6 protein-coding genes are annotated in these 6,255 nt (G+C 59.1%); 3 read left to right on the forward strand and 3 right to left on the reverse strand.

All coding sequences use genetic code 11. The annotated features are described in order from the left end of the window. Window positions 1-2,015, forward strand: a 2,015-nt coding sequence (locus LD28_RS23380; RefSeq protein WP_033136935.1) for a hypothetical protein, incomplete at its 5' end; no start/stop codon positions are given. 11 nt (window positions 2,016-2,026) lie between these two features. Beyond that, window positions 2,027-2,503 (forward strand): hypothetical protein, encoded by a 477-nt coding sequence (locus LD28_RS0110605; RefSeq protein WP_033136936.1) that lies wholly within the window; start codon window positions 2,027-2,029, stop codon window positions 2,501-2,503. Here LD28_RS0110605 and LD28_RS0110610 read toward each other — a convergent pair. Together LD28_RS0110610 and LD28_RS0110615 are read right to left on the reverse strand one after the other, a co-directional pair. Further along, on the reverse strand, window positions 2,481-2,930 hold the full coding sequence (locus LD28_RS0110610) for a hypothetical protein (RefSeq protein ID WP_420911708.1): 450 nt from the start codon (window positions 2,928-2,930) through the stop codon (window positions 2,481-2,483). The two genes, LD28_RS0110605 and LD28_RS0110610, sit on opposite strands and share 23 nt — an antisense overlap. Continuing rightward, window positions 2,914-3,681, reverse strand: coding sequence for a hypothetical protein (locus LD28_RS0110615; protein WP_033136937.1), 768 nt, complete (start codon window positions 3,679-3,681; stop codon window positions 2,914-2,916). The genes LD28_RS0110610 and LD28_RS0110615 overlap by 17 nt, the downstream gene beginning before the upstream one ends. A 156-nt stretch (window positions 3,682-3,837) precedes the next feature. Here LD28_RS0110615 and LD28_RS0110620 point away from each other — a divergent pair, with 156 nt between their 5' ends. After that, complete coding sequence (locus LD28_RS0110620) at window positions 3,838-4,683, forward strand: DUF1194 domain-containing protein (RefSeq protein ID WP_033136938.1); 846 nt, start codon at window positions 3,838-3,840, stop codon at window positions 4,681-4,683. Window positions 4,684-5,658: 975 nt separating this feature from the next. Here LD28_RS0110620 and LD28_RS23385 read toward each other — a convergent pair. After that, window positions 5,659-6,255 (reverse strand): hypothetical protein (locus LD28_RS23385; RefSeq protein ID WP_162182393.1); only part of this gene is annotated, 597 nt, incomplete at its 5' end.

Here is a 6,255-nt window from a genome sequence, read left to right on the forward strand (position 1 = left end):
TGCGCCCCTCCGGCGATGCTCTGGTGCGCGATGGCCTGCGCAATCTCGACGGGGTGCGGCTGGACGGCGCCAAGGGGCGCTACCAGCTCACCCTCTGGCTGGATGATCCCGGCGAGTGGGAGTACCTGCCCCACCCCTTCGAGCGCAGCGTGCTGGTCAATGGCGAGCCCATCTGGGCCGAGCAGTGGCAACCGCAAGAATGGCTAACACAGCGCTATCTGGCGGGGCAATCCCGCGAGGCGCTGCCAAATCCGGATCCCTGGCAGCTGTTCGGGGCACGACAGGGCGGCCCGGTCCATGTCACCCTGAGCCACCCCGGCGGCCCGATCACTATCACACTGGTGGGTCACTCACCGGATGCCAAATACCTGGCGGGGCTGCTGCTTGCCCCCTATCCGGCCAGCACCGACAAAACCGCCCCCTCGAAGGGTAATAAAGGCCATGGTATGCAGGCCGAGGCTGATACACAGAGGCTGGCCGACGCCACCGCTCGGGTGCTAACCAAACAGCGCCAGCTGTTTTTGGAAAAGTGGACCCTGGCCCCCTATGCGCCAGCTCCGACTCCGGCACAGCTCAGTCTCACGCCCATCCCGGATGCCGCCCCAACCCTGCAGATCGCCCCGGCATCTGCGGCAGATGCGTTGCAGCACGCCTCGCAACCCGTGCTGGCGGCCCGTGGCAGCCAGCTGTTGCTGGAGTTTGCCATCCACGCCGCCACCGACGATCCGGCCCCTTTGCTGGTGATCCAGCCCCCCGAGCAGGCAGGATCGCCGCTGGCGCTGACCCCCTATTACGGTCAGTGGCATCTGGTTCGCCCGCAGGCGAGCGGCACCTTGCTGGTCCCTTCGGATCAGGAGCTGGTCGAAGGGATCGCCGGGCTCACCCTGCAGGCGGGGGTGCCACGGCGTCTGGTGCTGCACATCACAGTCCCCCGCGACGCCCCGGCGGGGCGCTATCTCGGCAATATTCAGCTGCTCAGCCAGCAGCAACTGGTGCAGCTGCCGCTGACTATCGAGGTGCTGCCGCTGACCCTGCCCGCGGCCAGCAAACCGGTCGGTATCTATGTCGAAGCCCCCCCTTATCTGAACTGGCTGAGCCCCAACCCCGAGGCGCTGCAACAGCAGATCGCCGCGGCGAGCAGTTGCGATCTGGAGCGGCTCGCCAAGCTGGGGATCAGCGGCCTCTCGCCCGCCCTGCCACAGGATGAGGCGGGGATGCGGGAGATCATGGGAGAGGCGGCCGGGCTTGGGTTTGTGCCACCCCTGCTGGCCTATACCCCGCTCAAACGCTGGGGGGGCGACCCTGCCAGCCAGCTCGAACAGTGGCAGGCGCGGCAACAGGCGCTGACTGCCAGCGGCTTGCCGCCACTGGCATGGAGCCTGTTTGATGAGCCCGATCTCGCCACCCTGCCCGCCATCACCACCTTGGCGCGGGAGATGAAACGGCGGGATCCGGCGGTGATCCGCGCGGGCCACTTCAATCACCCGGATCAGGTTGGTCTGCTGGCAGAGGTGGAGATTGCCCTTATCAACGCAGGTTTTGGCGCCGACAAGGCCGATGTGGCGCGGGTGCGCCAGCACAAGGCCACCCCCTGGTTTTACAATCTGGGTACTCCGAGAGCCGCCGGTTTTTACCTGTGGCAAAGTGGCGCCGAGGGCTATTTGCAGTGGCATGGCCGCATGCCCACCGCCCTGCCCTATGACCCCACCGATGGACGAGAGAGCGACTTTATGCTGCTCGGCCCGCAAGCCTGCGAGGCACACCGCCTCTCTCACGATCTGTTGCTGCTGCAGCAAGCCATCGAGGATCTGCGCTGGCTCGCCTGGCTGGAGCAGGAGGCCCGCTATCAAGTGGAAGCCGCCCTGCTGCTGGAGCGCCTGCACGAACAGCTGCCGACCCGCTGGCAGGTGGCAGAGCAACTGCCCTCCGCCGCCTGGATCCAGTGGCGCAGCGAGATTGAACAACTGGCCAAGCGATTGAAAACATTGCAAACTGGTGCCAACTCCTCCTCCTGAAGTGACTGCGTATGGCCAACCAGACTCCCCGCTCCACAGCCAAAGACTGCGCCCTGCGCCGCCTGTTGCCCCTGATGTTGCCGCTGCTGATCCTCAGCGGCTGCACCCGTCAGGAGCCGGTCAATGAGACCCTGCCGATCCTCAACCAGTTGCGGGAACAGCAAATGGCCGAACAGCCCCAATTGCAACTGCAGTACCAGAAAGCGGAGACGCAACTTGCGGCGGATCAGGAGCAGCAGTTGCATCAGTTTTTGGGCCGCAAGGATCCGGCCCGGATTGCGCTGATAAGCGGCCCCGGGCTGCAAACAGACATGCTGGAGAGTGCGCGGATGGCGAGCGTGCGACTGACCGCCCTGACCCGCTTGCTGGGATCTCGCGCCATTGAATTGGAGCCCCGCTATGACCCCATGCTGGCCCCCAATACCTTGCTGATCCGCATTCTGCCAAACGGAGAACCGGGGTCGGTCACCCCAGCGGCGACGCAATAAGGCCGAGGCAAGAGGTTGGCAAGGCCACCCGATAGAGGGGATAAGGGGTCAGCCCCCACAACTTGCGCCAACCCTGGCTGAGCCGGTAAGAGAGCAGCGGCGGACTCTGGTGCAACTCACCTAAAAACATCACCCCTTGGCTCATCCCTTCACCCGCCAGCGTCACCGACATCGCCTCGCTATCCGGCGCCACCAGCATGGCCTGCAGCAGGCCGTCACAGCGGGGATGGGCCAGCTGATAGCTGACATAGGTGCCGCCCAATACCGGCGTGGCCACCCGCAAGCGCCATCCCTGCTGAACCAGCTCCAGCAACATGGGCTTGGCCCCCTCATTGACCGCCCGATTCTGATAACGCCAGCCCATAGCAGCAGCACTGAGCAGGGCCACCAGCAACAGCAGCAGATATCCCCTAGATAGACGCATCATGGCGCCCCCTTAGAAAGAGGATGGTCATCACCAGCAGCATGATTGCCCACTGGTAGAGCTGGGCCAGCGAGCCGGTATGTAGCCAGCCGTACCAGCGCAGATCCAGGCTCATCAGCACCAACCGCAACTGATTGGCACCGATATAGAGCAGGCAAACCAGCAGCAACATGGGCCACTGCCGGTAGAGGGGGCGCTCCGGCGCCAGCCAGCAGCAGGAGACCAACCAGGAGAGCACCACCAGATAGAGTTGGGAAAAAGAGGAGCACCCCTTGAGCACGATGAGGGCATGGCCCCCCAGCCGCTCGATGCGATTGCCATCCAGCCGAATGTCCCAGCCCAGCAGTTGCAACCACTGGCCCACCCCCCAGGCATCGAGCGCCAGCACCTGGCCGGAGAGCAACGCAAACACCTGCTGCCCCCACAACACCGCCACGGTAAAGGCGAGCACAATCTGCAACACCGCCCGCTCATCGCCACTCTGATGACGGCGCCACAGCGAGGCCACCAACAACAGACAGGCCAGCGCCTTGCAACTGGCGCTGGGGATCAGGATCAGCAGAATAAACAGGGCGAGCGCCAGTGGATGCGGGCGCCAGCTTGGCGCAGCCCGCGATGCAATTTGCCACCAGATAGCAATCAGCAACACCACCAGCAGGTTGAAGTGACCGGTATTGAGCCACACCATGCCCCACTGATTGGCCAAACCAAGCAGCAGCCAGTTGGGTGCCCACTGCCAAGGACGGATCTCCATCGCAACTCCTGCCGGTTATCAGCTCTCTTGACCGCTGTCGCAAGTTCCATGCCTGCCCGGCCTCACCCAGCTCAAGCCAAGTCAGAGGATTCAACAAAGCTGGCACGGTTTATTCATTCACCCTGTTGGCACTACAGCCAAGGAAAGGAGTGAGCGATGAAACTCAAACCGCTGGCAGGGCTGCTGGGGATGCTATTGGTAACCTCCCCCGCATACGCCTTGACCGAAGTCGATACCGAACTGCAACTGCTGATGGATGTGTCGGGCAGCGTCAGTTCATCGGAATTCAATCTGCAGTTACAGGGCTATGTGGACGCCTTTTATAACCAGGATGTACAAAGCGCCATCCTCAACACCAGTGGCGGCAAGCTGGGCTCTATCGCCGTACAGATGATCATGTGGAGCAGTGGCAACCAGCAAAGAGTGATGACCGACTGGTTCCACCTCTACGACATGACCTCCATCAACAACTTCGCCGCCACCCTGGACAACCTGGTGCGCCCCTATGCGGGGATGACGGCCCCCGGCTCGGCCATGGCCTTTGGTGCCCAGCAGTTTGATACCAACAACTACACCGCCGCCCGCCAGGTGATGGATGTGTCGGGAGACGGCATCCAGAACAACGGGCTGGACACCTCCACCGTGCGGGATCAACTGCTCGCCTCCGGCATCGACACCATCAACGGCATCACCATCGGTCAGGACTATCCTGATGGCGTGCTGCAAGAGTGGTATGTGGACAATATCGCCGGTGGTCAGGATGCGTTTGTTATCAACGCCACCACCTTCGCCGACTTTGGCAATGCGCTGGAGCTCAAACTGGCGGCCGAAATTGAGGGGGGCATTATTCCGGAAGGGGCACTGGCCGCCCCCATCGAGGAGATCCCGCTGGCCGCCCAGTTGCTGCTCGGTATGCCACTACTGCTGGCCTGGCGCTATCAACGCCGAACTCAAGGCCGTCCGCCGCAAGCCAACTGGCAACAAATCCCAGCCATCGGCTAGTGAATCACCCCGTGTGGAGCGATTAGGGAGCTATGGCTCCCTGATTTTTTTGTGGCGGTGATGACCTGAATACAGCGCGAAAAGGCTAGTCGCCCTGACGAAATTCGCCCGATTGACCAATATGCCAAGTCTGACCATATGGATGCTGCGCCGCTTGTTCTTCTGAGGGCAACAACGATAACGCCTCTAGAGTGGATGCGATAAGTTCACTCTTACCCAGCGCCTAGCGTAGAGATAGCGCCTCTGACAACACGGCGCGAGCGTTGTCATAAGCACCTGTCTGTGCGAGAGCCTTGCCAAGATGATGCAGTGCGAAATGCCGCATAAGGGATTTTGGTTGCAACCGACAAACTACTTGGGTGGCCAAGCTGACAGCTTCATCTGCACGATCGAGCCGCTGCAAAACCTGCACCAGGCGTAGTTCTGAGCTAACGCGAGCAACATCGTCCTCTGAAACCATCTGCGCGGAGATCACCTCTCGGAGAATGGCTTCTGCCTACGCGGCTCGTCCCACACATAGCAACATAAAGGCGGCAGCGCTCCGAGCTCTTGAAGCAGCTCGTGACAATGCAGCACAGGGATGTAGGTCGAGGGACTGATTGGCAGCAGCCTGCATGGCTATTGGGTCTACCGCTTCGGGGAGCAGATAGGGAGCGCACAAGCGGTATTCCGTACCGGTGCCTGCGATGCAAAACGTGTAGCCATCAGTGAGCGCCATGGGTTGATTCATCGATCCTCACGTTTGAAATAAGCTGCCTTGCAGCATTCGATATTTTCCGGAAGCAAGGGCTGTAGGTTCGATTAGCGAAGCGTAATCGGACATTCGCGGTCTTTTTGCAATATTTCTATTAAACTCACCAAAACCCTCCCAGCTTGCCACTTCACCCCTCCCCAAAAACACTTACTCTCGAACTGGCTCCGGTCGTGACGTTATTGCCATATTGACATGTAATTTCACCACTCTTAAACAGTTTGTTATGTGAATTTAAACCCATATGCTTTGATCGAAATATCCTTAATTTTACTTTCACCGATACATCTTTTTAAATTTGAGTACACTTTTAGTGCTTCACTGTAAAATTGCTCATGTTCAGGATCATCAGAAGCACAATCGACAGCCTTTGCAAAACATTTGGTGGCAGAGAACAGCTTGGAAATACAGAGAATCATCAACATATGCTTCAAAGCGAGGCTTTCGTTACGAGTGTCCGGTAATGGGATAACTGCAAACTCACCTTTATGATTCAAGGCAGACCTTGTCTCATCTGCTACCTGTTGTAACGTAGGGTGCTTCATTTTGCACAATAGCTTGTAGTTGTGATAACACATTTTCCAAGCCGTATTAAATTCATCATCATTTGGAAATTCATCCGGAACGCTCCCGTATAAATCTTTGTATGCTGCCATTTTGCAAAGTTTTTGAGCCCCCCAAGGAACATCACCATTCTTGTTAAGTAGAACTTCATCAGCCAAGTCTTGACACTCAACAAGACAATTAACAACAAGTGCATTTTCATAAAGCGAAGCAGCGACACATGCAGCTTGGTAAGGATAACACCAATTAATCAATAA

The sequence above is a fragment of the Aeromonas finlandensis genome (assembly GCF_000764645.1).
Classification (GTDB): domain Bacteria; phylum Pseudomonadota; class Gammaproteobacteria; order Enterobacterales; family Aeromonadaceae; genus Aeromonas; species Aeromonas finlandensis.

Bases quoted from the DNA above. Each gene is read 5' to 3' on its own strand.
- LD28_RS0110605 (WP_033136936.1), top strand. From the start codon at position 2,027: ATGGCCAACCAGACTCCCCGCTCCACAGCCAAAGACTGCGCCCTGCGC.
- LD28_RS0110610 (WP_420911708.1), bottom strand. From the start codon at position 2,930: ATGATGCGTCTATCTAGGGGATATCTGCTGCTGTTGCTGGTGGCCCTG.
- LD28_RS0110615 (WP_033136937.1), bottom strand. From the start codon at position 3,681: ATGGAGATCCGTCCTTGGCAGTGGGCACCCAACTGGCTGCTGCTTGGT.
- LD28_RS0110620 (WP_033136938.1), top strand. From the start codon at position 3,838: ATGAAACTCAAACCGCTGGCAGGGCTGCTGGGGATGCTATTGGTAACC.